The sequence below is a fragment of the Oceanobacillus caeni genome (assembly GCF_042678465.1).
GTDB classification, from domain to species: Bacteria; Bacillota; Bacilli; order Bacillales; family Amphibacillaceae; genus Oceanobacillus; species Oceanobacillus caeni.
The window spans coordinates 1-22,955 of the sequence record NZ_JBHTKV010000019.1; the positions used below are offsets into that span (position 1 = coordinate 1).

Consider the following 22,955-nt stretch of genomic DNA (forward strand, 5'->3'; position numbering starts at 1 on the left):
CGCTCGACTTGCATGTATTAGGCACGCCGCCAGCGTTCGTCCTGAGCCAAGATCAAACTCTCCAAAAAAGTTTGTTTCAAATGATCAAAAATCATTTGAAGTTCTTAGCTTTTAGAGGAAAAACCTCTATTTTTTAAAAAGAAAAACGAGTTTCTTTTTCTTGACATACTGGTTGTTTTGTTCAGTTTTCAAAGAGCAATTCATGTCGTCTTTTAACGACAGATATTAATTTATCATACTACATTTGCTTTGTCAACAAGTTTTTGAATGAACTTTAAAATGTTCTTTCGTTTTTCTAGCGACAAGAAATAATATAGCACATGATTATAGTAAATTCAATAGAAAATATAGAAGAAAGAGTATTCTAATTTAAATATACAACTAACCCTACTATTTCCTAGACGCTTTCGGCATATATTTTATACAATCCTTTTCATTCCCTAATCGACGTAGCAATTGAAATAATACATGATACCTATCTTTCATTGCCGCTTTTACACTATTATCAATTCTAGTATCTTCTAAATCAATTCGTATTTCTTCCAATTCTCTTTTAACCATATACTCCATTTCCCTTTTTTCCATTTTATTAATAAGTAAGCCTAACATTTCCTTCACCTCTCCTAATAAATTCTTAAACATCTTCATTTACTATTCCCATTTTTTTATAAAAAGTATCCTCATTTTTAATTTTTATTAAAGTTCATCTAATAGCTTGTTCATATTTATATTTATCCCTCATAGAATCTTATAAGGGATAAAGTTACTTTGGGGGAATTATAATGAAACATTTTCATGTTTGGAAATTCGGTCGCTTAAAGCGATGGGGACTTATTGCAGTACTTGCATTTTTCACTGCTATGATATTGTGGATTAATGAAAATGGAAGTTTTTCCGTTATTTCATCGAAGGAATCGGCTGCTATAAGTAAAGGAAATGCAGATGATCCTAATATTGCATTAACGTTTAACATTAGTTGGGGTGAAGAAAAGGTACATGAGATTTTAGAAAAGCTTAAACAGAATAACATCCAAGCTACATTTTTTGTTAGTGGGGAATGGGCTGAGCGTCATCCAACTATATTAGACAAAATAGTAGAGGAAAAGCACGAAATTGGCATGCTAGGTTACCGTTATAAAAGTTATTTAGATCAGGATATAGAACAAGTTAGAAGAGACTTAATTAAAGCGCAGGAAATTTTTAATAAGCTTGGGTATGAAGATGTAAATCTTTTAAGACCACCAAGCGGAAAATTTAATAAAGAGATTCTTAAACTAGCTGAGGACATGAATTATCAAGTTATACATTGGAATGTTAATCCAAATGACTGGGAAAACCCAGGAACACAAACTATTGTGGACAACATAATGAAAAGCACGAAAAATGGGGATATCATCCTTCTTCATGCATCAGATTCCGTAAAACAAACTGTCGAAGCTTTAGACACCATACTACCAGGGCTTAAAAATAAAGGATATAACTTTATATCCATGACCGAGCTAATTAATCAAGCACACGCAGATTCAAAAATAGTGGATTAAGAAACAAAGGCGTAAGCGCCCGTTTAGCGACGTACGGACTGGACTGAGCCGTAGGAGATAAAGGAAACACGACGAACGGAGTGAGTCGATGTTGACTTATCGCACGAAGGTGAAGGAAGTCTCGCTAGTCGCTGGGCGCTGGAGCCGGACGTGGCCTTTTCTGAATAATTATCCACATGCAGCAAATTTTTTAATTTCGCTAAACCATAAAAAAACCACCAATACAGGTGGTTTTTTTAGGCTTTACTATGTGATGGTCTTTTATTATTGGAAGATGAAATATTCTTTTTGGAAGTGAGCTCACTAGACTTTTGATTCATTCGATGTAAGGCAAGTATTTGGTAAGTATTACACGCTAATAAGGGGGCAATCATTAACCATGCATATTCCGTGCCTTCTGCTTGGAGACCTGGAACCCACTCCACCGCAGTCATCACAATCATGAAAAACAATGCTGGTATAAATGCATTTTGCTTTGTTTCTTTTGCCTTTCTTTTCGCAACAAACCAACCGTAAACAAAGAACACAAGTACCATCAAGATATACCAACGAATAGAAACCTCACCTTTTGTTGCTTGATAAGGAAAGTATACTAAGTCAAACAGAACAAATGCAATTAATAATAGTTGAACCGTGGGCCAAAATGAACGAAACAAACTAATTCCATACCGATGAACGAATAAATAAGCAAAGAAACCGGTCATACTAAGTACACTAAAAGTTAAACCGAGACCAATATTAAAAATAAATAATCCAATTAATTCCCAATAATTAAATGGGCTTAAATATGATACATAAATATCAAATTGAACAAAAAAACTAATAATAAGTCCCGCAATTCCACCTATAACAGCTGTTTTAAATAAGAAATTCACCAAATAACGTGTTTTCAATCTCATAATCCTCCTGATCGTACACATCCTATAATGCGTATTCTAACATGAAAACGCATTTCTTTCCTTCATCATGGCTTATGATTCCAGTAAATTTCTTTAATCGGAATAACTAATGAAGTTTTCATCCTATAGGACGTATAGTTTATATTTTTAAAAACCATATTAAGAATATACGGAAGGAGGATTTCCTAATGTATCGCTTTATATATGTGACAATAATAGGATTTTGCCTCTTATTTTTAACCGCTTGTGGTGGAGGTAATGCTTCCACTAAGGATAGTGATTATGATCAAACGAAGAAAATGGTTATAGATATATTACAAACGGATGAAGGAAAAAAGGCACTTACCGACACATTATCTGATGAAAAATTAAAAAAGGAATTTGTCATCAATTCAGAAGAGGTAAAAAAGGCAATCAACGAAACACTTGTTTCCGATGAAGGAAAAAAGATGTGGCAAGAGATGTTTAAGGATCCAAAGTTTGCTGAAGCCTATGCTAAATCAATGGAAGATTCCCAAAAGGATTTACAAAAAAGCTTAATGAATGATTCTGAATATAAACAGCAAATGATTGACTTATTAAAGGATCCGCAAATGATGTCTCAGTTTTTAACTGTTTTAAAGAGCCAAGAATTTAGTTCTCATTTGGAGAAAAGTATACAAAGGACTATTGAGACCCCTACATTTCAGGCAAAAATACAAGAGATATTGTTAAAAGCGGCTGAAGAGCAAGCTAAAGGCCAAGGAGGAAAAAACTCCTCTGAAGGTGGCGGCGGTATTCAAGAAGGTGGCGGTAGTAACGAGAAGAAAGGCGGCGGTGGACAAGGTGAAGGCAACAGCGGAGGTGGATAGCTTCCTACAGAATAATAACAAAGGCGCAAGCGCCCGTTTAGCGACGTACGGACTGGACTGAGCCGTAGGAGATAAAGGAAACACGACGAACGGAGTGAGTCGATGTTGACTTATCGCACGGAGGTGAAGGAAGTCTCGCTAGTCGCTGGGCGCTGGAGCCGGACGTGGCCTTTTCTGAATAATTATCCACTTGCAGCGAACTTTATAATTTCCTAAACGAGGACAAAGAGGACGTCAGAAAACGTCCTCTTTGTTCATTTATTCTTCAATTTTAGCAATAATTTTTGCTGCCATTTTATGATATTCTTTACCATTTGGGTGGTCTTCCTGATACACTCCAGGAGCAAATTCTTCTTCATCCATATAAGGCTGCTGTAATTGCAAGCGACCAAGTACTTTTGTTTTAAGCACTTCGGCTAGCTTATCTCCGCCACCTTGGCCAAAAACATGTTCTTTTTCTCCAGTCTTCTTACTTACAAAATAAGACATATTTTCAACTACACCAAGAATTTCATGGTCCGTTTTCATTGCCATCTGTCCAGCACGAGCAGCTACAAATGCAGCGGTAGGATGTGGTGTTGTAACAATCACTTCTTTACATGTTGGAAGAAGTTCGTGAACGTCCATCGCAATATCACCTGTTCCTGGTGGTAGGTCAAGTAGTAAGTAATCTAAATCTCCCCATTCCACTTCAGAAAAGAAACTATTCAGCATTTTCCCTAACATCGGCCCTCGCCAAATAATAGGTGAATTATCTTCTACAAAGAATCCCATAGATATAACCTTTACACCAAAACGTTCAACAGGAATAATCTTTTTACCACGAACAACTGGACGTTCTTCAATACCCATCATATCTGGAACGCTAAATCCATATATATCGGCATCAATAATCCCTACTTTTTTACCCAAACGCGCTAAAGATACAGCCAAATTAACGGTAACAGTAGATTTTCCCACTCCACCTTTACCACTAGCAACTGCAACAAATTTTGTATTTGAGTTACCACCCATCAAGGAAGCTTCTTTAGCTTGATCAACAGCTGGCTGATATTTCTTAATGATTTCATCGGGTAATTGTTCAAAGCGTAGGCCTACCGTGTTGGCACCATTTCTTTTTAATATACCGACAATTTCTTGTTGCATCTGCATTTGTTCACCGGTATTTAATTTAGAAATACCAACTTTAACACTAACATGCTTTTTATCCTCTTTAATGTTTACATTAATTATTCCATCTGTTTCTTCTAACGTTTTATGTAAAAATGGGTCTTTTACCTGGCTAATTAGTTTTATTACTTCTTCATTTGTTAGCAAAGAACTCACCATCCCTTTATTCCATGTTAAGTCAACTTAGAAAACCTGGCATTCGCTTTAGGTGTACGAATGCCATAGTTGCACTTATGCAGACAAGAAGATTTTTATACCTTCCTACCTACTAAAATAAGTATAACATAAATTTTGGAAAACCTAAGGAAAGTGAATCCCCTTTCACTCATTATCTTCTGCTTTTATCTCCTCGGTTGTATATCGTAAAATCCCTTCGTAAATGCTTGCCGCCATTTTATCTTGATAATCTTCTTGTTTTAATAACTCTCTTTCATCTACATTTGATAGAAATCCAATTTCTACTAATGCACCAGGAACTTCCGCATGTTTCAATAGATACATTTCCGTTTTAGCGAGAGCCTCACGATTTGTATTTTCTAAATTACGAATGATTTCCGCTTGAATCATTTTGGCTAAATGTTTATTTTCATCTTTACCCGGATAATAGAAGGTTTGTGCACCACGCCACCTTGTTGAGGGTAATGCATTCAAATGAATACTAAGAAAAAAGTCTGCTTTATGATTATGGATAAAGTTCATGCGATTACGAATATCTTCAGCTTTTCTCCGAGAGAGTCCCTTTGATTCTTCACTAGCTAGGTCTTTATCCTCTTCTCTTGTTAAGTAGACAGTTGCACCAGCCTCTTTTAAATACGTACTTAATTTCTTTGAAACCGCGAGAGTGATTGCCTCTTCTGTAGTTCCGTCCTTACCAACAGCACCTCCATCCGGCCCACCATGCCCCGGATCAAGTACAATAGTTTTCCCTGATAGTGGCAAGGAAAATTTAGTTACATCTAAGCTCTTATTCATTGGAAATTGAATGAGAAATACTAATAAAGCTAATCCTAATAACCAAAAACCAACTTTTATCATTCGTTTCATCCTTCTCGCCCCTTAACTTGAAGTGCGTGTTCAAAAAGGAGGATGAAAAGGACCGAGCAGTTCGAGGCGGCGTAGCTTTGAGTACCGGAACGTATGCAGTAAATACGTGAGGAACGGAAAAGCAAGCCAACGAAGAAATGCGAAGTGTCATTTTCACCGGACTTTTTGAACAACCTCTTGAACTATGATTATTTTATGGGACAAGATAAAAGTTTATGACAGATTGCAAAATATGGTATGCTATTATAGTAATTGTAAAATCTATATATAATGCTATTTGTAATGGAAAAATTGAATAATCGGAAGGGGTTATTATATGCTTTGGCTAGGAATAGGCATTTTAGTAATAGGTGTGGCATTATTACTATTAGCTATCGTTTTAATTAAACCACTTTTTAAATTAGCAGGGGTTCTTAGTAATCTGCAGAAAACAACAGATACATTGCCAAATCAGTTAAAGGAGATCACTTCCCAAACAACGAATGTCATTGGAGCAGGAGTGGACACTTTAAATGAGATCAACACTCAAGTGAAAAAACTCAATCCTATCTTTAATACTATTAGAGATATTGGTCAGGCAACAAATAAACTTAGTTCATCCATCGTTAGTAAAGTTAATGGTATTAACAACAAAACTGAAGCCGCCGAGTCCATTTCAACCACAAAAGGATTGGAAGGTTTTTATGCATTAATCGCACTTGTATTTTTACTTTTTAAAAGAAAATAAGGATGCCCTCCCCTAGGGTCATCCTTATTTTAATCCTCTTTATCAATATCCCGCTTTATATCCTGTAATAAATCAGCACGTTTTTTACCTTCTAAATAAAGCTTCCGATCTAATGCTTTGATTCTATCCTTTACACGATTAGAACTACGAAGGTTTTTATGACTTTTTCCTTCCAATAAAGCAGCTGTAAGACCACTTGCGAAGGCTAGGACTATGGACAATCCTGATTTATTGTTCATCAAATTTAGTTCCCTCTTCCTTTTTTAATTCATTACGCTTCTTAAACCAGTAATAAGCGAGTGCAAATGTTCCATATAAACCGCCAACTTTATTTTTTTCTGCCACGTCTCGAGCGCCTTCTGTTTTTGACTTCATCGTATCCGTAACATTCGCAACAGAGGATGTGAATTTTCTCGTTACATTTCCAACATCACCAACCACATAAAATAGTGGACTTAATTGTTTTAATTTATCATTAACGTCTGCTAAGGTGTTATTACTCTCGCTAATCATATCTCCTGTTTTCTTCATAATATCATCCATTTGTTTCGGTAATTGTTCTACTGTCTGGTCCACGCCTTTGAGCACATTTGCCAAATTATTCAACGTATGTCCGATAAAAACAGCTAAAACTAACAAAGCCACACCTATTATAATTACTCCAATTCCAATTAGTGTCATATTCTCATCACATTCCTTCCTGTAACTAATTTACCCTTTTCCACTTCTTAATAACTTGCACAGCCGCTTCTCCCCATTTAATCGCTTCTACCGTTGGACGCAGCTGCTTTTTTATTTTTTCATCGGTTATTCCGTCTTTATAAACTCTATACGTATCATTGATACTATTAATAGAATTACCTACATTTCCAATCGTTTCAAATACACTATCTGTCGCTTTCATATCTTCTGAAATTTCATCAATGGTTGTATGTACTTCCTGAATGGTTTTTGTTAATTGGGGGGTTATGTATTCCAATTGTTTCTCTACATCTCTCATCGTTTCCCCTAGTGAGCTTGTAACATTAGCTAACCGTTTTAAGGTTATGGAAATATATATAGCAGCTATAAAAAATGCAATAGAACAAAGCAAAATACCAAAATAAATAATTTCCACCACGTTCCCTCCTTCTTTATAGATGTTATTATACCACTCACAATTAGAAATAAAAATGCTCCCACTTTATTTAGAAAAATATTCTTAGTAAACTTACCTATTTCTTATCATAAACCTTCTGAGCTTAGCATTTCCAATAAAGACTATCTAATTCAATAAGCGAACGCGGCTTTCACTATCGTCAACGTTCGCTTGTTAAATCTATATTAAGAAGATGTTCAAAAAGTCCAACTTCTACTAAGACCGCCCACGTCCTGTGGGCAGCGTAGAAGTCCTTTTCATCCTTCTTTTTGAACACGCATGTTAAAAGAAATCTGGAAAATAGGTTTGTTTCCTCGGTATTAATCTTTCAAGTATGTGGATATCCCTTTCATTTCCACCAATTAATCCTAACTCATATAATTCTGTTGGTCGTTTATATCCAAAGAACATTGTAGTAAGTTGTTGGATATTACAGCTAATACCTTTATTACTTTCGCTTATCCCTTTTTCGTGGATTACATCTATTTTACCATCTACTTCTTCAAGACAATATGTACCTGTATTATCTGGTAAAAAATCATCTTGGACATTAATTTGTAAGGAAATATCTTGAAGCCGGGTTTGACTTACATATTGCTTAAGATAGGAATTCACATCGACAATTCTAGCCATAAAATAGGGGGATACCTTTTGCTCAAACCTTGGTTCATCTATTAGAACTGGTAGATTATCATTTTCCGGCATCTCCATTTGTATTTGATCTGCCATGGAGTCGTGGTTGGCTATGAATTGAAGTAATACTTTTAACCCGTTTAATGAGCAAAAGATGAGTTCCTCCACTTTAAATACCCTGTTCTTTACGGAATAAAAGAGATATCCCTCTGGTTTATGTTCGTTGTTATAAGCTACTACCGTTAATGGTTTATTCTTCCATACACGTTGCTTCCACCATTTTTCATCTCTTATAAGTGAGCCATTAAATTTCTTCATATATGTGTGATAAATGGTATTAAAAGTGGCAATCTCAGCTTCTGTCCTTTTGACATACCCACTCCCATTCCAATTCTTTTTTATTCTTTCCATTGGTATCTGATATTTCTTTTTAGCAAAGGCAATCTCCCAACCGTATTTCCGGTAAAAAGGTACAGAAAAGGGATGGAGATAGGACACCAATTGTCCGTTTTCCTTCATTTTATGTAAGGCATGAGAAAGTAAATCCTTCACCATCCCATTTCTACGATACTCCGGCCATGTAGCGACAGAGCCAATACCTCCCATATCCATAGATATCCCATTCATATCTACAGATAAAGGAATAAGATGAAGCTTTGCAGCAATTTTATTTTGATCCTTTATCCCAAAAATCATATGTCGTTCTGCTTCTTCTTTTTTCTTTTGGAATTCTGCTTCTGTTAGTTCATATTGAAAAGCGAATTGGGATAAGGCAGATATCTCATCATAGTCATTTTCATTTAATGCTACTATTTTGTTCATACGAACTACCCCTTTCTTTAGTCGATAACATTTTCATGTTGTTCAATCGCATTACCCATACTAACTTATTATAATAATAAAGGAGACTAATAGAAATCTCCATTCATATAAGGCTAACTAATATAAAAAATGGCTTACCTTTTAAGGCAAGCTCATTTTTTACCCGTATTTTTAAATTGTCATACTTAAGTATCCACCATCAAGCAGAAACCCCACCATTCGTTTCCTATCTTAAATTACCATCCTCGTTAAATGGTATCTCATAAAGATCGGAGACTTGTTCCATATTTGGGTGTTCTTTCACGTAATCTAAAAGTGTCTCTGAAACCTCTATCTCACCTACATGTAAGGTATCCAAAATTCGCACCATTTTTACCTTTGAAAAATCAAGAATATTACATGTCTTAATTGCAGCTTGAATGGCTGCTTTGTCTGTTGGCATTGCTGTAGAGATATGAGTTGGCCCTACAACGGTGGACGTCAACCCATTTGCGTATGTAGCTTCTCTGTCCATCTTGTCAACAAGACGTTGGGTAGTGAAGTCTGCTGTACCAACACCATTGGCATTACCCTCTGTTTGTGGCGTTAAATCTAGTACAATCATTTTCGTAACGTCTGGTCCGCCATGTGCATACGGAGTTGGATACCTTCCTGTAATGTTCGGATCCATTCCATCTCCACTAATGTTCTTACCGATTTGATCGATAACTAGAACATCGATTTGATCAACAAAGATTTTTGGTAATAACTTTTTAGCTAAATCTAGTAATTCTGGTTCTTTCTCTTCAATTTCATTAGCACGCAGCACTTCAATCCTTGCCACTTTGTCAAATGCATTCTCAACTGTCGCAATACCGAATAAAATAGGCATCTTCTCAATGGTCATTTTTGCCATTGCAAGAACGTGCTCCGCCATATGCTTAAACCCTAGTTGATGACATGCTTCTGCCCCTTTTTGTTTCCCCAAACCAATACTAATCATCTTCATAATTCCACTTTCTACTTTACCACGGAAAGCAGTATGGGGTTTTACACGGTTAATTACTACAATTCCATCTGCTTTAGATGCATATTTGTCAATGTAAACCGGTAAACCATTCGGTAGTTCGCCAATTTTAATTACTTCCATCGAAGAGCGAATTTCTGCCCCAACACTCTCTTCTGTTACTCCCAAATGTTCTAATACTGCCTTTTGCCCTGGCCCTGTTGCACCACCATGACTTCCCATACTAGGAACAATAAATGGCTTTGCACCTAAATCTATTAGAAATTGAACTGTAGCTCTAGTAATATCAACTAAAGCATCTGTGCCCCTACTTCCAACTGCCAAGGCAATCTCAGCACCTGGTTTAACCATATCTTTCACTTTCTCTAATTCTTGGCTTAATGTTTCTACTACGTCATCTAGTTTTGATTCATCAAACGTTTGCTTCACCCTAGCCATTCTAGGTACCGGAATATCCTGAACCAGTTCTCTGAGAATACTCATAGAAAACCCACTCCCCACTTTAAAGTAATATATCTTTTAAAAAAATACATTTATATGTAAAAATAAAATCCCCTTATCAAATCCTATTCGTCTCACGACTAAAGTCATGAGTATTCTAGGCTAATTCATAAAATTTATCATATAGATTTTTTAATTTGTTTATTAAACAAATTATCAGCCTAAGAATATCATTGAGGGGTTTATGCGTCAAGAGAAAACGCTATCAACTAGCAGTAATTTTTATGAACAAAAGCGGAAGCGCCCGTTTAGCGACGTACGGACTGCGCCTGGCCATGCCAGGTGGTCCGATGTTGCCGCGCAAAGCGGCGGTTTTAATCGGACATTCCACCGCCGTAGGAGATAAAGGAAACACGACGAACGGAGTGAGTCGATGTTGACTTATCGCACGGAGGTGAAGGAAGTCTCGCTAGTCGCTGGGCGCTGGAGCTGGACGTGGCCTTCCCTATGACAAGATTTAATAAGCTGAATTTTTATATTCTTCTATCTTCCGTAAAAAAACACAAGAAGGTTTCACTTTTAACCCTCCTGCGCTTTTTCTCTTAATCAATTATATTTTTCATGAATAATTTCACGCCATTGTAAATCTCCACGGTCTAATGAATGTATTAATAACTCCGCGGTCCCCATGTTTGTTGCTAACGGAATATTGTAGACATCGCACAATCTCATTAATGCAGAAATATCTGGTTCATGGGGCTGGGCGGTTAAAGGATCCCTAAAGAAAATAACCATATCCATGTTGTTATCAGCAACAAGGGCCCCAATTTGTTGGTCTCCCCCTAATGGGCCAGATTGAAAGAGATGTATTGCAAGTCCCGTAGCCTCATTTATTCTAGACCCAGTAGTACCTGTTGCGAATAACTCATGCTTTTCTAAACTATATTTATACGCCTCCGTAAAACGGACCATATCATCTTTTTTCTTATCATGGGCAATTAAGGCAATTCTCATGGTATCTCCCCTATCTATGATATTAAAATGTACTCTAGATTAATAGACTTTGTATATACATCTAGTGGAAGGAATCCAGAAAATAGACACTTTTTGAAAACCCTTCCATAATTATTTTAAAATGTTATTATTATATTGAAACTTACTATAACTTTGTTTGATAGACAAATTATACTATTAAACAAGGAATAAATCAAAAGGGGAAAACAACGATGGTTACGGGAGACGGAGCGTATATAAAAAGAATTAATAGAAACCTTATACTCCAAGAGATTATGAATAATGGTCTCATATCTAGGGCAGAATTATCTAAAATAACTGGACTTAATAAAGCAACCATTTCCGTCCAGGTACAAGATTTACTCAAAAAAAAACTCATATACGAAACACAGCAAGAGCACCATGCTATTGGTAGAAGGCCTATTATGTTATCTATAAATGGTTCAGTAGGTTATGTACTAGGGATCGATATAGATTTTTCTTCTATCCAATTCGCTATTACCAACATAAAAGGAAAAGAAGTAGAATATATAAAAATAAATCCTGAGACAAAAGACTATGAGTCCATTGTTCAGTTATTAACTAAATATATCCAACATTATATGAATAAGTTCGCAAATAGTCCTTATGGTTTAATTAGTGTCATTATTGCCGTTCATGGCACAGTGAATAATGATGAAGTCATTAATTTTGTACCGAAATTACAATGGAAACGGAAAAATTTAAAAGCAGATCTGGAAAATCAGTTAGATATAGAGATTCACATAGTAAATAATGCAAATCTTTCCGCATATGCGGAGAAGGTTTATAGCGGGCAAAATGATAATCTAATGTCTCTTATGCTTACTTCTGGGATTGGTGCAGGAATTATTATGGACGACCAAATTCATAAAGGATTCAATGGTTATGCTGGGGAAATGGGACATATGATCATATCACCAGATGGAAAAAAGTGTCCTTGTGGAAATAATGGTTGTTGGGAACTTTATGCTTCAGAGTCTACTCTTTTAATGGAGTTGTCTCAATTGCTAAATCGACCAACTCTAACTTTAAAAGAGATTGCTGAGTTAATTGAAAGACGAGACTCGACAACCATGGAGTATATCAAACAATTCATTAAATATTTATCAATTGGTATTAATAATATGATTAATTTATATAATCCTGAAACAATTGTGATAAATAGTGGAATCTTACGTATTTATCCGAATACAGTAAAAGAAATTAAAAGCCATCTAAAATCTTCCATTAGTGATTATCGTGAAATTACCATTTCAAAGTTAGGGATAAAAGCTTGTGTAATTGGTGCATGTGCATTTGCAATAAGTAAGTTTTTAGGTATATCTAACCTTAGAATTCAGGATTCTGATCAGTTTAAAGAGCAAACTTCTGTAAATAATCAAACCCCTGAATTAGTGAATATATAAAGAAAGGACTTCCGCTTACAGGGAGTCCTTTCTTTTGTATAAATAGAGTTTTTTAGAACCAGTCTGCGTGGAACACGCCTTCCTTATCTTTACGTTGGAAGGTGTGTGCACCAAAGTAGTCTCTTTGTGCTTGAATTAAGTTAGCTGGTAAATCTTCTGAACGATAGCTATCATAATATGCAATTGCACTAGAGAAAGTTGGTACTGGTATACCGTGTTTCATTGCAACCGTGATTACTTCACGTAGTGCGGATTGATAGTTTTCAACAATTTCTTTGAAATATGGATCTAACATTAAGTTAGCTAGTTGTGGGTCACGATCAAATGCATCCTTAATCTTTTGTAAGAAATGAGCACGGATAATACATCCACCACGCCAGATCATTGCGATATCGCCGTATTTTAGATCCCAGCCATATTCTTCAGAAGCGGCACGCATTTGTGCAAAACCTTGTGCATAAGACGTAATTTTACTCATATATAGAGCTTTACGAATTGCCTCAATTAGTTCTTTACGGTCACCATCATATGAAGCCGCTTCTGGGCCGCTTAAAACCTTGCTTGCTTTCACGCGTTCATCTTTAAGACTTGAAATAAAGCGAGCAAATACAGATTCTGTAATTAATGGAAGTGGTACCCCTAGGTCTAAAGCATTCTTACTTGTCCATTTACCAGTACCTTTTTGTCCAGCTTTGTCCATAATTACTTCAACAAGAGGTTTCCCTGTTTCGTCATCCATCTTCGTAAAGACATCAGCTGTAATTTCAATTAGGTAACTATCCAACTCACCTTTATTCCATTCCTTGAATACTTCATGTAATTCACTTGCTTCCATTCCAAGAACATTCTTCATAATGTTGTAGGCTTCAGCAATTAATTGCATATCGCCATATTCGATACCGTTATGAACCATTTTCACAAAGTGTCCAGCACCATTTGGTCCAATATACGTTACACAAGGATCACCATCTACTTTTGCTGAGATAGCTTCAAAAATGGGAGCTACTAAATCGTATGCTTCTTTCTGACCGCCAGGCATTAGAGACGGACCCTTTAAAGCTCCTTCTTCTCCTCCTGAAACCCCAGTTCCAATAAAGTGAATTCCTGTTTCATCTAATCTCTGATTACGACGCATTGTATCTTCATATAACGTATTACCACCGTCAATTAAAATGTCGCCTTCTTCGAGATATGGTTGTAAAGATTCAATGGTAGCATCTGTAGCTGGCCCAGCTTGAACCATCATCATAATTTTTCGTGGTTTTTCAAGGGAATTAACAAATTCCTCTATTGTTTCTGCACCAACAAAGTTTTTACCCTTTGCTTCATTTTCTAAAAAGTCCTGTGTTTTTGCATACGTACGGTTAAATACTGCTACAGAGAAACCTCTACTTTCAATATTCAACGCCAAGTTTTTTCCCATTACTGCTAAACCGATAACACCAATTTGTTGTTTAGACATAGTTCTATCCTTTCTTCAATTACAAATTTTAATCTAATTTATTTATATACTATACAAACTTAGATTTCAAACTATATACTATACCTTTTGTGATTCGTAAAAAACTATGACGAAAATAATTCATTTTTAGTTAAGGATTAATTTCTTTCCTCTTCTCTACTTATTTAATAAATAACCCTGCTACTTCATCTTTATTGTCAAAACTTATTGTGAATACACGATTTTCATCACTGTATTTTGCAACAAGAACAACGATATAATAGCCATCTTTTTCTTCTACAGAGGATTTATCGATTTTTTCAAAGTCACCGGACTTTTCAATAATAGGAGTAAGTTCTTCCATTTGCTCTTCTGGTAATTCTGTTTTCATTTGTTCATTAAACATCTCATGAACTTCTTTATAATTAAGTTCATTTAAAAGTGAAACGACTTCTTCAGCTTTTGAAATATATTTTTCTGAAGTTGAATCATCCACTGCGTTTCCCCCACATGCGACAAGTGTAAATATAGCCACCAAACCTAATATAGCTGCTAAAAAATTCTTCATTGCAATCCTCCCCTTCTTTTTATCCCTAAACTATAACTGAAAACGGCCAATGCAATAATGGCTATCGTAACTTCCAAAACAATTAATACACTATCTTGTGGCACATATAACGGTATAATCCCTATCAATGCATCAACAATGCCATGAATTATAATGGCAAGAAAGATATATATAAATTTTTTTCGAACGACTCCTTGTAATACAATGATCGAAAGCCCGATATGTAATAACACGGCAAAGAAACGTTCGATACCACCAATAAAGAAATCTGTGCTGTATGCAATAGCAGTCGGTAAGAACAACAAGTTTATTGCACGAATTCCGACAAATAGCACTGCCTCGATTCCACCATGTCCTACACCAAACCAAAACCCAGATTGCCAATCTCGTTGTCTCATAAAAAAGTACATTGCGATAAAACGAGCGAGTTCTTCAACGATACCTGCTGATAATCCGATGACTATTGCAAATAAAACAGGTTGCGTAGCGTTAAACATTAAATAGGAAGTGCTGTGCTCTCCTAAATATTGCAATATTGGTATCCGTATCAAAACTTGTGATACAACAAATGCAAGTACACCCAATGCAAACGGAATATATCGCTTTTTATAAAACGAATATACTAAAGACATAAGTGGTATTCCCATACTTATAGTTAAAGCAAAAATAATACCAGCCATCCATGTCACTCCCTAATTGAAGTGTATAAAAGCTACCCCCTATATATGCTTGGATGTTGGAAAAATTATCAAGGACTATCTATTTCAAGCGAAAAGCAGTAAACTTTATATTTTACATAAAAATACCCCTTCCTGTACTTCTAGGAAGGGGTTGTAAAGCTAGGCAACCATGCTAGCCTCGCTACACTTTATAACTAGCGTAAGATTATAGATTCATATCCACTAAAATTTTACATTGACTACGATCTTTTGTTAGCAATTCAAAGCCTTTCTCAACAATGTCGTCTAAAGCAATTTTGCTTGTAATTACCGCTTGTCCATCAATGGCACCGCTCGCCAATAGTCGAATTACTTCAGGGAATAAACGGTTATACGCATAAGACCCACTGATCTTTGCTTCCGTCATGACAATCATATTTGGATTGAATTCTACTGGCTTTTCCCAAACACTTACAACTTTAAATTCACCGCCAGGACGAACGGCGCTAACTCCACTTGTAAATGTAGCTTGTACACCCGCAGCATCATTGGCCACGTTTACGCCACCATTTGTTTTTTCTCGGATAAAGGCTACCGCATCTGTATCAACTGGGTTAATACATGTGTTGTCCCAAGTTCTAGTGCCTTTTGTCGGCGTTCCTCAGATACTTCTACAACAAAGATTTCACTGACTCCCGCTGCTTTAACTGCTTGCAACAGCAATAATCCGATTGGTCCGGCTCCAAATATGGCTGCAGTATCCCCAAGCTTTAACTGACTTTGGCGAACAGCGTGAACCGCAACAGCTGTTGGCTCAACAAGTGCACCTAGCTCCAAACCCATCGTTTCTGGTAAAATTAAGCCTTCGACTAGCTTCCTTAAGGTGCCTTAAAAGGCATTTTGTATTCCAAATAAGGCCCTTTTATTGAATAAAGGATTAATTGGACTTTACTTTTGCTCGGCTTCATATAGCGCTTTAATCAGCTTCCAAAGATGATGAAAACCATGTTTATCGCAAAAGATGTTTATACCTATGCCCAAGAAGGAATTGAAAATAAAATTAAGAACGGATGGTTTGAAGAACCCCCGCAAATGGAAAACCGAATCGGAATTATTAAAGGAAGTGAATGAGTGGGACGAGGGGACAGGTTTTGTTGTCCCTCTGTCCCTTACATACTCCTGCTTAAAAATACTAGTCGTTCTATTTCAGAAAATCCGTGTTTTTTGTAAAAACCTTCAGCCGGTATCCCTCTGTCAGTTAATAGTGAAATCATACTTACTCCGTCTGATTTTAATTCTTTTATTAAGTTATTCATCATCTTTGATCCAATGCCAGAATTTTGTTTGTCTGCCACTACACACATTTCATTGATGAAAAATTCGTCGCCACTCCACCAATGTTTTAGATTTCCAAAAATAAATCCTATCATTTCTTCCCCGTCAAAAGCGACAATCCCTTTAAAACCCGGTGTATGTGTGAAATCTTCTAAATAATTCTTAGCCGTTTCCTTTGTCCATTCATCATTCCACGGTTCCTGATTAAAAACATCCATAAATGTACTCGTACATTCCGGGAGGTGTTTTTCTTCAAATAATGCTATTTCCATTTATTTCAACTCATTTCTAAGTGTAGTCGGTTTTTTATATTTAAAACTGTGTTTTTAAGATATGACGCGTAAGACCATGAATGAACAACACCTTTTTTATCTACATGTTTTGGATCAAAGGTGATTTCCACATTAATCCCTTTCGTTTTAAGGTAATCATGATTGTAAATGGTGTTTGCATAACGGTCCCCGCGATCCGGAAATATAGCCGCTATGCCAGCGTTTCATTGACGGACTTGCGACGAAGATGAAATATTTCAAGGATTATGGAAATCAAATGGACTTGCTGTTCCGCTACGCAAAGCGGAAGAAAATCATCAAGGAAAATCCGATGGATGAATTGATCTACCCAGCCTACGTGGACGAGTATAGCAGTCAGGAAGAAGATCAAGGGATCGAATTTTGGGAACGGGATACGGTCAATTATTTCTTGAACCGGACGGAGCAGGAATTTCCGTACCGCGTATATGCGATGTTTCGGACTTTACTATATACTGGCATCCGCAAAGGTGAACTTGGTGCGCTACTCGAATCGGATGTATGCAAAAAAAAAGGAATTGCAGATTAGTAAGAACCTCATTTGGATCAACGAGGAATATCTGTTGCTGCGTCCGAAAACGAAGAATTCGGTGCGCACAATGGTAAAGTTGAAGAAACTGAACAAACAACTACGGGAAGACCGTGGCAATCCCGAAATCGAGAAATTTTTTCCCGCGTCCAAGCGATCTGAAACCAATACGGCTCGCGCATCTGAACGAGCGACTTCATTTCGCCTATAAGAAATTCAAATTGAAAAATATCAGGGTGCATGGGCTGCGGCATACCCACGCTTCTATGTTGTTTGCATCCGGGGCAAGAATGAAAGACATTCAGCAAAGATTAGGACATGCACGTATCAGTACCACAATGGATATTTACACACACATCACCGAAGATGTAGACGGTAGTTTAAGTAAACTTTTGGCGAGCTACTTGAATAAAGAAACCTTCCCAAGCGAAGAAGAATAATGAGGTATAAAAAGGTGTGACACGCGCATGTTCGAATCCCTAAAAACAGCCGAGAGTGAGTCCTTCGAAATTTTTTCGAAAAAAATTACATTCAAATTACATTCACTCGGGTGTTTTTCACCGGTTTTTGGTAAAATAAAGCCCATTTGAAATAAATTCCAAATGGGCGAAATCCTTGATACGATTGGATTTTTAACGTTTTGAGAACTGAGGTGCACGACGCGCGCCTTTAAGACCGTATTTCTTACGTTCTTTCATTCTTGCATCACGAGTTAAGAATCCTTCACGTTTTAAAGTAGAACGATATTCAGGATCTGCTTCTAATAATGCACGAGAGATACCGTGACGAATTGCACCAGCTTGGCCAGTGAATCCACCACCATGAACGTTTACTAATACATCATAAGTTCCTTCTGTTTCTGTAGCAGCTAAAGGCTGGTTAAGAATTAGAAGTTGTGTTTCATATGGGAAATAGTCTCTTGCATCACGACCATTGATTTTAATGTTACCTGTACCTGGTACTAAACGTACACGAGCAGTTGACTTTTTACGACGACCTGTTCCATAATATTGTACTTGTGCCAAAATCATTTACCTCCTTTGATTACCCACGAAGCTCGTAAACTTCTGGTTTTTGTGCTTGATGATTGTGCTCAGATCCTTTGAACACATGAAGTTTCTTAGCCATTTTACGACCTAATGGACCTTTTGGAAGCATACCTTTAACAGTACGCTCAATCATTTCTTCTGTATATTTAGAACGCATTTCTTCAGCATTACGCGCTCTTAGTCCACCTGGATGACCTGAGTGGTTATAGTACATTTTGTCATTTAATTTGTTTCCACTTAATTCTACCTTTTCAGCATTAATGATGATAACATGATCACCAGTATCAACATGTGGAGTGTAAGTTGGTTTATGCTTTCCACGAAGGATAGCTGCAACTTCACTTGCTAGACGACCAAGGCGTTGGCCTTCAGCATCCACTACTAGCCATTTGCGTTCCGTATTAGCTTCATTAGCCATGAAAGTTGTACGCATGATAGTTTCCCTCCAAATTTCATTTAATCGTTCAATTTATTGTTATTCTTATTATTATCATAATTAGTTTCCGGGGCTAATCATGGTTTCTTAAGAAATAAAATGCCATAAATCATATTATAATACATGTGGGGCTGTTGTCAAGCTTCTTCGGTTGCTTTTTCTATTAATTGAGGCTTTACCCATAGGTAACTTTCCACATATAAAGTCCATGAGCGTCTATGGTTTTCCCCACAACTCGTCGATCCCTTTTTTCAAGTAGAATAGGTATATCTTCAGGCTCTCTTTTCCCTTGACCAATATCTAGTAAAACACTAACAAGTATTCTTACCATATTGTACAAAAAACCACTTCCTCGAAAGATAAATTCCACTTGATTATCTTCCCATTTACAAGAAGCTTCATAAATGGTTCTGACTTTATCGCCTTTAACCGTCGCCTTAGAAGAAGAAAATGTCGTAAAGTCATGAGTACCTTCTAAATATTGGCATGCTTCCTGCATTTTTTCCATATCCAGCGAATATGGAAAATGGTACATATAATTTCTCTTAAATAAATCAGGTGTTTCTTGATTTAATATGAAATAATGATATTCCTTCTCTATTACATCGAATCTTGCGTGAAAGTCGGGATGTACCTTCTCCACACTCAGGACATGAATATCATCCGGCAATTGCGCATTTAATGCCTTTTTCCAGCCTGTTTCATGGATCTCCATCGTAGAATCAAAATGTATCACTTGTCCCAATGCGTGTACTCCAGCATCTGTTCTACCTGCACCAATGATACGTATATCTTGACCCTTATGCATTTTACGGAGTACCTTTTCTATCTCACCTTGAACAGTCCGTTTATTTGGTTGTACTTGGTAACCGTTAAATAGGGTTCCATCGTATTGAATAGTACATTTAAACCTTCCCATAAGTGTCAATCCTCATCCATAGGTTCTAGTTACAAATAATAAAATAATGACCACGATAAAAATGATATATACGAATATATCCATTTTTTCAATCTTTAATTCTCTTAGTTTTGATCTTCCTTCTCCACCTTGATACCCCCGTGCTTCCATCGCCATTGCAAGTTCTTCTGCACGCTTAAACGCACTTACAAATAAAGGAACCAATAAAGGTATTACTGCTTTGATACGGTCTTTAATTGGTCCTGTTCTAAAGTCAACCCCTCTTGATGCTTGTGCTCTTGAAATCTTATCTGTTTCCTGCATAAGTGTTGGTATGAATCTTAAAGATATAGACATCATTAAAGCTAGTTCATGTACAGGGAACTTTATCTTTTTTAAGGGCCCTAGCATGTCTTCAATGGCATCTGTAATCTCAATCGGCGTTGTCGTTAGTGTTAAGAGGGAAGTTACTAGAATTAATAGAAAGAAGCGAATGGCTATGGCAATACCTCGAATAACACCACCAGAGTAAAATTTAAAAATCCAATGGTCAAAAACAAGAGTGCCTTCTTTCGTAACAAATAAATGTAGTAAAAAGGTAAATATAATAAGAAACCAGACAGGTGTTAAACCCTTCAGTATAAAACGAATTGGAACCTTTGAAGCAAACATACTAGCAAAAGCAAAAGCAACTAGGATCGCATAGCTTGGTAAATTATTTGCAAAGAATACAATAAAGACAAAAAAGAATATAATCGTAATCTTTGTTCTAGGATCTAGTCGATGTACAATGGAGTTTCCAGGAACATATTGTCCAATAATTAACGAATTATTCATTCCAATTCATCTCCAATCAGAGCCTGTTTGATTTGCTTTGCTAATTGTTCAGTAGATTGATTGGAAAACGGAATAGAAGTATTAAATTTATGATTAAAACTCGCTATAAACTGGACAATTTCTGGTACATCTAATTGAACTTGCTTCAAAGCATCCTTCTGTACAAAGACGTCCTCTGGGGTTCCTTCTAAATATTTCTTACCTTTATTTAAAATGATGACATGATCCGCATACTTTAAGGCATCTTCCATACTATGTGTAACAAGTACAGTGGTTAAACTCTGTTCTTGATGAAGCCTATAAAACATATCCATGATTTCTTTTTGACCTCTAGGATCGAGGCCAGCAGTTGGTTCATCTAAAACTAAAATATCTGGCTTTATTGCAAGAACTCCAGCTATGGCTACCCGACGCATTTGTCCACCACTTAAATCAAATGGGGATCGATCTAGAAGAGTCTCCGAAAGGCCTACCGCTGACAATGCCTCATGCGTTCTTTCTTTAATTTCACTTTCTGATACACCAAAGTTTTCTGGACCAAATCCTATATCCTTTTCAATCGTTTCTTCAAATAATTGATGCTCCGGATACTGAAATACCACACCAACTTTGCTTCGTAACTCTTTCAGGTCACCAGGCTTCTCGTCATGTGTTAATAAATACTTACCTACCTTAACTTTTCCGTCTGTTGGTATGGATAGACCATTTAAATGACTAATAAGTGTTGATTTTCCTGAACCTGTATGACCGACAATTGCTACAAAGGAACCTGATTTTATATGGAAAGATAAATCTTCTAATGCTTTATGCTCAAATGGGGTATTTCTTTGATAAGTATAGCTTACGTTCTCAAATGTAATGTCCATAGCTCCTCCAACAACTCTTCGTGGTTTAAAGGTTCCTTTGATATACTTACGCCAATATCCTTTAATGCGTCTGCTAAAGTAGTAACAAACGGTACATCAAGTCCAATCTTTCTCAGTTCTTCCTTCTCAGTGAAAATCTCCCTTGGTACAGATTCCTTCCATACTTCTCCCTTATTCATAACAATAACTCGATTTGCCTGAACGACTTCTTGTAAATCGTGAGTAATTGTGATGAGAGCTAAACCTTGCTTACTTTGCAGCTGTGATACAGTTTGCATAATCTCTTTACGACCATTAGGATCTAGCATGGCAGTTGCCTCATCTAAAATTAACACTCTTGGAGAAATCGCTAATACACCAGCAATTGCAACCCGCTGCTTTTGTCCACCAGATAATCGATGTGGTTCAGTAAACTGATAATCCGACATTCCTACAGCTTCTAGTGTTGATTGGATTCTTTCCACCATCACTTCTCTGGTTATACCACGGTTTTCCATACCAAAGGCTACATCATCTTGAACGGTTGCTCCAACAAACTGGTTATCCGGATTTTGAAATACCATTCCGACATCTTTACGTATATCCCAAATAGAATCCTCTGTTACTTTCTTTCCACCTATCAAAATTTCCCCTTCTTGAGGAAATAGTAAACCATTGATTAGTTTAGCGATAGTAGATTTCCCAGAACCATTATGACCTATGATTGCGACCCATTCATCTTCTTTAATTGTAAATGTTACATTCTTCAGTACCCAGGGATCTTGCTCACTATATCGAAATGATACATCTTTAAATTCTATTAAATTTCCTGCCATACATAGTCCCCCTGTTAATCTAGTTGGGAAATACAAACCATACAAAAGTATGATGCGAATATGTTGGTTTCCTAGCGTACAAAAAAAGGGCCTGGATTCACCTCGTGAGAGAATTGAGTCCTGCCCTTGCCGCATGTTGTATCATTAAACTAATTCAACGATAGCCATTTTTGCTCCATCACCTTGGCGTTCACCAAGTTTAAGAACACGTGTATAACCACCTTGTCTATCTTCGTAGCGTGCAGCAACATCATCAAATAGTTTTTGAACAACATTGTTGTCATCATCAGCTTCTTTATTATAAAGAAATGCTGCTGCTTGACGGCGCGCATGAAGATCACCACGTTTACCCAACGTAATCATTTTATCAACGATAGTTCTTAGTTCCTTCGCTTTTGCTTCTGTAGTTTCCACACGTTCATGAATAATTAAATCAGAAGCTAAGTTACGAAGAAGTGCCATACGGGCATCTGTAGTACGTCCTAATTTTCTAGCCAT

28 protein-coding genes, 1 rRNA gene and 1 pseudogene are annotated in these 22,955 nt (G+C 36.6%); 7 read left to right on the top strand and 23 right to left on the bottom strand.

The window, feature by feature from the left end; genetic code table 11:
* Both ACFQ18_RS13015 and ACFQ18_RS13020 read right to left on the bottom strand, forming a co-directional pair.
* A 16S ribosomal RNA gene (locus ACFQ18_RS13015) occupies positions 1 to 68 on the bottom strand; the annotation flags it as partial.
* Positions 69 to 390: 322 nt separating this feature from the next.
* A complete protein-coding gene (locus ACFQ18_RS13020; RefSeq protein ID WP_370447419.1) occupies positions 391 to 648 on the bottom strand; it encodes a hypothetical protein in 258 nt (85 codons plus the stop codon).
* Between the two features lie 134 nt (positions 649 to 782).
* Here ACFQ18_RS13020 and pdaB point away from each other — a divergent pair, with 134 nt between their 5' ends.
* Complete coding sequence (gene pdaB, locus ACFQ18_RS13025) at positions 783 to 1,541, top strand: polysaccharide deacetylase family sporulation protein PdaB (RefSeq protein WP_204798438.1); 759 nt, start codon at positions 783 to 785, stop codon at positions 1,539 to 1,541.
* Positions 1,542 to 1,777: 236 nt separating this feature from the next.
* Here pdaB and ACFQ18_RS13030 read toward each other — a convergent pair whose 3' ends face one another.
* The gene (locus tag ACFQ18_RS13030; RefSeq protein WP_204798439.1) at positions 1,778 to 2,434 is read right to left on the bottom strand and encodes a KinB-signaling pathway activation protein; all 657 of its coding nucleotides are present in this window, start codon (positions 2,432 to 2,434) and stop codon (positions 1,778 to 1,780) included.
* Positions 2,435 to 2,628: 194 nt separating this feature from the next.
* Here ACFQ18_RS13030 and gerD point away from each other — a divergent pair, with 194 nt between their 5' ends.
* Positions 2,629 to 3,291: a spore germination lipoprotein GerD gene (gene gerD, locus ACFQ18_RS13035; RefSeq protein ID WP_047185856.1), complete on the top strand. Its 663-nt coding sequence runs from the start codon at positions 2,629 to 2,631 to the stop codon at positions 3,289 to 3,291.
* Between the two features lie 258 nt (positions 3,292 to 3,549).
* Here gerD and ACFQ18_RS13040 read toward each other — a convergent pair whose 3' ends face one another.
* Both ACFQ18_RS13040 and cwlD read right to left on the bottom strand, forming a co-directional pair.
* Entirely contained in the window at positions 3,550 to 4,608 is a 1,059-nt protein-coding gene (locus tag ACFQ18_RS13040; RefSeq protein WP_060669250.1) for an Mrp/NBP35 family ATP-binding protein, read from the bottom strand.
* 174 nt (positions 4,609 to 4,782) lie between these two features.
* Complete coding sequence (gene cwlD / locus ACFQ18_RS13045) at positions 4,783 to 5,505, bottom strand: N-acetylmuramoyl-L-alanine amidase CwlD (RefSeq protein ID WP_204798440.1); 723 nt, start codon at positions 5,503 to 5,505, stop codon at positions 4,783 to 4,785.
* Positions 5,506 to 5,821: 316 nt separating this feature from the next.
* On the opposite strand from cwlD, the gene ACFQ18_RS13050 reads away from it, so the two are divergent.
* Positions 5,822 to 6,232, top strand: coding sequence for a DUF948 domain-containing protein (locus ACFQ18_RS13050; RefSeq protein WP_047185859.1), 411 nt, complete (start codon positions 5,822 to 5,824; stop codon positions 6,230 to 6,232).
* Between the two features lie 29 nt (positions 6,233 to 6,261).
* Here ACFQ18_RS13050 and ACFQ18_RS13055 read toward each other — a convergent pair whose 3' ends face one another.
* The 6 genes from ACFQ18_RS13055 to mgsA all read right to left on the bottom strand — a co-directional run bounded on the left by ACFQ18_RS13055 (position 6,262) and on the right by mgsA (position 11,286).
* Positions 6,262 to 6,474, bottom strand: a complete 213-nt coding sequence (locus tag ACFQ18_RS13055) for a hypothetical protein (RefSeq protein WP_047185860.1) — start codon at positions 6,472 to 6,474, stop codon at positions 6,262 to 6,264.
* Positions 6,461 to 6,913 carry a DUF948 domain-containing protein gene (locus tag ACFQ18_RS13060; RefSeq protein WP_047185861.1) on the bottom strand — a complete coding sequence of 151 codons (453 nt, stop codon included), beginning with the start codon at positions 6,911 to 6,913 and terminating at the stop codon, positions 6,461 to 6,463. The genes ACFQ18_RS13055 and ACFQ18_RS13060 overlap by 14 nt, the downstream gene beginning before the upstream one ends.
* 25 nt (positions 6,914 to 6,938) lie before the next feature.
* Entirely contained in the window at positions 6,939 to 7,349 is a 411-nt protein-coding gene (locus ACFQ18_RS13065; protein ID WP_047185862.1) for a DUF948 domain-containing protein, read from the bottom strand.
* Positions 7,350 to 7,652: 303 nt separating this feature from the next.
* On the bottom strand, positions 7,653 to 8,825 hold the full coding sequence (locus tag ACFQ18_RS13070) for a GNAT family N-acetyltransferase (RefSeq protein ID WP_060669249.1): 1,173 nt from the start codon (positions 8,823 to 8,825) through the stop codon (positions 7,653 to 7,655).
* Positions 8,826 to 9,051: 226 nt separating this feature from the next.
* Positions 9,052 to 10,314, bottom strand: a complete 1,263-nt coding sequence (locus tag ACFQ18_RS13075) for a lactate racemase domain-containing protein (protein ID WP_204798441.1) — start codon at positions 10,312 to 10,314, stop codon at positions 9,052 to 9,054.
* A gap of 564 nt (positions 10,315 to 10,878) precedes the next feature.
* Positions 10,879 to 11,286: a methylglyoxal synthase gene (mgsA, locus tag ACFQ18_RS13080; protein ID WP_047185864.1), complete on the bottom strand. Its 408-nt coding sequence runs from the start codon at positions 11,284 to 11,286 to the stop codon at positions 10,879 to 10,881.
* 212 nt (positions 11,287 to 11,498) lie between these two features.
* On the opposite strand from mgsA, the gene ACFQ18_RS13085 reads away from it, so the two are divergent.
* Positions 11,499 to 12,713 (top strand): ROK family transcriptional regulator, encoded by a 1,215-nt coding sequence (locus ACFQ18_RS13085; protein WP_047185865.1) that lies wholly within the window; start codon positions 11,499 to 11,501, stop codon positions 12,711 to 12,713.
* 52 nt (positions 12,714 to 12,765) lie between these two features.
* On the opposite strand, the gene gndA is transcribed toward ACFQ18_RS13085, so the two are convergent.
* The 4 genes and pseudogenes from gndA to ACFQ18_RS13105 all read right to left on the bottom strand — a co-directional run bounded on the left by gndA (position 12,766) and on the right by ACFQ18_RS13105 (position 16,224).
* Positions 12,766 to 14,175, bottom strand: coding sequence for an NADP-dependent phosphogluconate dehydrogenase (gene gndA, locus ACFQ18_RS13090; protein WP_047185866.1), 1,410 nt, complete (start codon positions 14,173 to 14,175; stop codon positions 12,766 to 12,768).
* Positions 14,176 to 14,335: 160 nt separating this feature from the next.
* A complete protein-coding gene (locus tag ACFQ18_RS13095; protein ID WP_145523550.1) occupies positions 14,336 to 14,722 on the bottom strand; it encodes a DUF3887 domain-containing protein in 387 nt (128 codons plus the stop codon).
* Positions 14,719 to 15,402, bottom strand: a complete 684-nt coding sequence (locus ACFQ18_RS13100; protein WP_204798442.1) for a YhfC family glutamic-type intramembrane protease — start codon at positions 15,400 to 15,402, stop codon at positions 14,719 to 14,721. The genes ACFQ18_RS13095 and ACFQ18_RS13100 overlap by 4 nt, the downstream gene beginning before the upstream one ends.
* A 205-nt stretch (positions 15,403 to 15,607) precedes the next feature.
* Positions 15,608 to 16,224, bottom strand: a pseudogene (locus ACFQ18_RS13105) (zinc-binding dehydrogenase).
* Between the two features lie 162 nt (positions 16,225 to 16,386).
* On the opposite strand from ACFQ18_RS13105, the gene ACFQ18_RS13110 reads away from it, so the two are divergent.
* Positions 16,387 to 16,512, top strand: coding sequence for a DUF3231 family protein (locus tag ACFQ18_RS13110; protein WP_216883864.1), 126 nt, complete (start codon positions 16,387 to 16,389; stop codon positions 16,510 to 16,512).
* A 38-nt stretch (positions 16,513 to 16,550) separates the two neighbouring features.
* On the opposite strand, the gene ACFQ18_RS13115 is transcribed toward ACFQ18_RS13110, so the two are convergent.
* Entirely contained in the window at positions 16,551 to 16,988 is a 438-nt protein-coding gene (locus ACFQ18_RS13115; RefSeq protein WP_047185869.1) for a GNAT family N-acetyltransferase, read from the bottom strand.
* 247 nt (positions 16,989 to 17,235) lie between these two features.
* On the opposite strand from ACFQ18_RS13115, the gene ACFQ18_RS13120 reads away from it, so the two are divergent.
* Positions 17,236 to 17,556 carry a hypothetical protein gene (locus ACFQ18_RS13120; protein ID WP_204798443.1) on the top strand — a complete coding sequence of 107 codons (321 nt, stop codon included), beginning with the start codon at positions 17,236 to 17,238 and terminating at the stop codon, positions 17,554 to 17,556.
* Positions 17,557 to 17,669: 113 nt separating this feature from the next.
* Positions 17,670 to 17,996, top strand: a complete 327-nt coding sequence (locus ACFQ18_RS13125; protein WP_204798444.1) for a tyrosine-type recombinase/integrase — start codon at positions 17,670 to 17,672, stop codon at positions 17,994 to 17,996.
* A gap of 192 nt (positions 17,997 to 18,188) precedes the next feature.
* On the opposite strand, the gene rpsI is transcribed toward ACFQ18_RS13125, so the two are convergent.
* The 7 genes from rpsI to rplQ all read right to left on the bottom strand — a co-directional run bounded on the left by rpsI (position 18,189) and on the right by rplQ (position 22,955).
* Positions 18,189 to 18,581, bottom strand: a complete 393-nt coding sequence (gene rpsI, locus ACFQ18_RS13130; RefSeq protein WP_047185871.1) for a 30S ribosomal protein S9 — start codon at positions 18,579 to 18,581, stop codon at positions 18,189 to 18,191.
* A 19-nt stretch (positions 18,582 to 18,600) separates the two neighbouring features.
* The gene (rplM, locus tag ACFQ18_RS13135; RefSeq protein ID WP_047185872.1) at positions 18,601 to 19,038 is read right to left on the bottom strand and encodes a 50S ribosomal protein L13; all 438 of its coding nucleotides are present in this window, start codon (positions 19,036 to 19,038) and stop codon (positions 18,601 to 18,603) included.
* 178 nt (positions 19,039 to 19,216) lie between these two features.
* Positions 19,217 to 19,960 carry a tRNA pseudouridine(38-40) synthase TruA gene (gene truA, locus ACFQ18_RS13140; RefSeq protein WP_047185873.1) on the bottom strand — a complete coding sequence of 248 codons (744 nt, stop codon included), beginning with the start codon at positions 19,958 to 19,960 and terminating at the stop codon, positions 19,217 to 19,219.
* Positions 19,961 to 19,972: 12 nt separating this feature from the next.
* A complete protein-coding gene (locus ACFQ18_RS13145; protein WP_204798445.1) occupies positions 19,973 to 20,776 on the bottom strand; it encodes an energy-coupling factor transporter transmembrane component T family protein in 804 nt (267 codons plus the stop codon).
* On the bottom strand, positions 20,773 to 21,642 hold the full coding sequence (locus ACFQ18_RS13150; protein WP_047185875.1) for an energy-coupling factor ABC transporter ATP-binding protein: 870 nt from the start codon (positions 21,640 to 21,642) through the stop codon (positions 20,773 to 20,775). Before ACFQ18_RS13150 ends, ACFQ18_RS13145 begins: the two co-directional genes overlap by 4 nt.
* On the bottom strand, positions 21,618 to 22,457 hold the full coding sequence (locus ACFQ18_RS13155; protein WP_047185876.1) for an energy-coupling factor ABC transporter ATP-binding protein: 840 nt from the start codon (positions 22,455 to 22,457) through the stop codon (positions 21,618 to 21,620). Before ACFQ18_RS13155 ends, ACFQ18_RS13150 begins: the two co-directional genes overlap by 25 nt.
* A gap of 144 nt (positions 22,458 to 22,601) precedes the next feature.
* Complete coding sequence (gene rplQ, locus ACFQ18_RS13160) at positions 22,602 to 22,955, bottom strand: 50S ribosomal protein L17 (RefSeq protein WP_047185877.1); 354 nt, start codon at positions 22,953 to 22,955, stop codon at positions 22,602 to 22,604.

Coding starts and splice junctions, on each gene's coding strand:
- ACFQ18_RS13020 (WP_370447419.1), bottom strand. CDS start 648: ATGAAGATGTTTAAGAATTTATTAGGAGAGGTGAAGGAAATGTTAGGC.
- pdaB (WP_204798438.1), top strand. CDS start 783: ATGAAACATTTTCATGTTTGGAAATTCGGTCGCTTAAAGCGATGGGGA.
- gerD (WP_047185856.1), top strand. CDS start 2,629: ATGTATCGCTTTATATATGTGACAATAATAGGATTTTGCCTCTTATTT.
- cwlD (WP_204798440.1), bottom strand. CDS start 5,505: ATGAAACGAATGATAAAAGTTGGTTTTTGGTTATTAGGATTAGCTTTA.
- ACFQ18_RS13050 (WP_047185859.1), top strand. CDS start 5,822: ATGCTTTGGCTAGGAATAGGCATTTTAGTAATAGGTGTGGCATTATTA.
- ACFQ18_RS13060 (WP_047185861.1), bottom strand. CDS start 6,913: ATGACACTAATTGGAATTGGAGTAATTATAATAGGTGTGGCTTTGTTA.
- ACFQ18_RS13070 (WP_060669249.1), bottom strand. CDS start 8,825: ATGAACAAAATAGTAGCATTAAATGAAAATGACTATGATGAGATATCT.
- ACFQ18_RS13075 (WP_204798441.1), bottom strand. CDS start 10,314: ATGAGTATTCTCAGAGAACTGGTTCAGGATATTCCGGTACCTAGAATG.
- mgsA (WP_047185864.1), bottom strand. CDS start 11,286: ATGAGAATTGCCTTAATTGCCCATGATAAGAAAAAAGATGATATGGTC.
- ACFQ18_RS13085 (WP_047185865.1), top strand. CDS start 11,499: ATGGTTACGGGAGACGGAGCGTATATAAAAAGAATTAATAGAAACCTT.
- gndA (WP_047185866.1), bottom strand. CDS start 14,175: ATGTCTAAACAACAAATTGGTGTTATCGGTTTAGCAGTAATGGGAAAA.
- ACFQ18_RS13095 (WP_145523550.1), bottom strand. CDS start 14,722: ATGAAGAATTTTTTAGCAGCTATATTAGGTTTGGTGGCTATATTTACA.
- ACFQ18_RS13100 (WP_204798442.1), bottom strand. CDS start 15,402: ATGGCTGGTATTATTTTTGCTTTAACTATAAGTATGGGAATACCACTT.
- ACFQ18_RS13110 (WP_216883864.1), top strand. CDS start 16,387: ATGTTTATCGCAAAAGATGTTTATACCTATGCCCAAGAAGGAATTGAA.
- ACFQ18_RS13115 (WP_047185869.1), bottom strand. CDS start 16,988: ATGGAAATAGCATTATTTGAAGAAAAACACCTCCCGGAATGTACGAGT.
- ACFQ18_RS13120 (WP_204798443.1), top strand. CDS start 17,236: ATGAAATATTTCAAGGATTATGGAAATCAAATGGACTTGCTGTTCCGC.
- rplM (WP_047185872.1), bottom strand. CDS start 19,038: ATGCGTACAACTTTCATGGCTAATGAAGCTAATACGGAACGCAAATGG.
- truA (WP_047185873.1), bottom strand. CDS start 19,960: ATGGGAAGGTTTAAATGTACTATTCAATACGATGGAACCCTATTTAAC.
- ACFQ18_RS13145 (WP_204798445.1), bottom strand. CDS start 20,776: ATGAATAATTCGTTAATTATTGGACAATATGTTCCTGGAAACTCCATT.
- ACFQ18_RS13150 (WP_047185875.1), bottom strand. CDS start 21,642: ATGGACATTACATTTGAGAACGTAAGCTATACTTATCAAAGAAATACC.
- ACFQ18_RS13155 (WP_047185876.1), bottom strand. CDS start 22,457: ATGGCAGGAAATTTAATAGAATTTAAAGATGTATCATTTCGATATAGT.
- rplQ (WP_047185877.1), bottom strand. CDS start 22,955: ATGGCTAGAAAATTAGGACGTACTACAGATGCCCGTATGGCACTTCTT.